The 660-nt window shown below is 67.6% G+C and carries 1 protein-coding gene; it reads right to left on the reverse strand.

Translation table 11 applies throughout. The annotated features are described in order from the left end of the window. Window positions 1–33: 33 nt before the first annotated feature. Window positions 34–660: Hpt domain-containing protein (locus tag OR16_RS47985; RefSeq protein ID WP_006165021.1), on the reverse strand; the 627-nt coding region annotated here is incomplete at its 5' end.

The following is a 660-nucleotide window of genomic DNA, read 5'->3' on the forward strand; positions in this document are numbered from 1 at the left end:
TGTAAAGCGGCAGGCTGATGCGCACCGGGCCGATCACCTTGAAGTGGTCGTTTCCTCGGCTGGCGTGCTGGCAAAGCGGAACGGAATGACCTTGGCCTCCCCGGCCACGGTGTTGTCTTCCTCGGCCTCGGCCGCGTGCTCCGCATCCTGCGCCGTTGGCTGGAGCCCTGATACTGATACTGATACTGATACTGATACTGGTACCGGTTCCAGCTCCATTCCCGCTTGGGCTTGCGCCACCTGCTCGTCCTCGGGCTGCGTCACCACCAGCTCAAGCCCGGCTGCCTGCACGGGCGCGCTCACTGTTCCTGCGATGCGTTCCGCCGGCTCGGGCTGCTCACCCGCGCGCACACACTGCGCCGCGGCCAGCAGGCCTGTGGCATCGTGCACGGCATGGGCATCGCCGCGCAGTGCGTTCACCCAACCGGACAGCTCATCGTGGGCACGCTGCAGCAAGTCCAGCAGGACCGGGGCCGGGGCGCGCGCCTCGGCAATCCACAGGTTCATCACCTGCTCGATCGCCCAGGCCGCCTCGCCATAGCGATGCAGGCCCACCATCCGGCTGGATCCCTTCAGCGTATGGAAGGCGCGGCGCAGGCGGCTGATGGTATCGGCATCGTCCAGCGCGGGGAGCCGCCGCCGAGATCGTTGGCGACCTCG

The organism is Cupriavidus basilensis OR16 (assembly GCF_000243095.1).
Lineage (GTDB): Bacteria > Pseudomonadota > Gammaproteobacteria > Burkholderiales > Burkholderiaceae > Cupriavidus > Cupriavidus basilensis_D.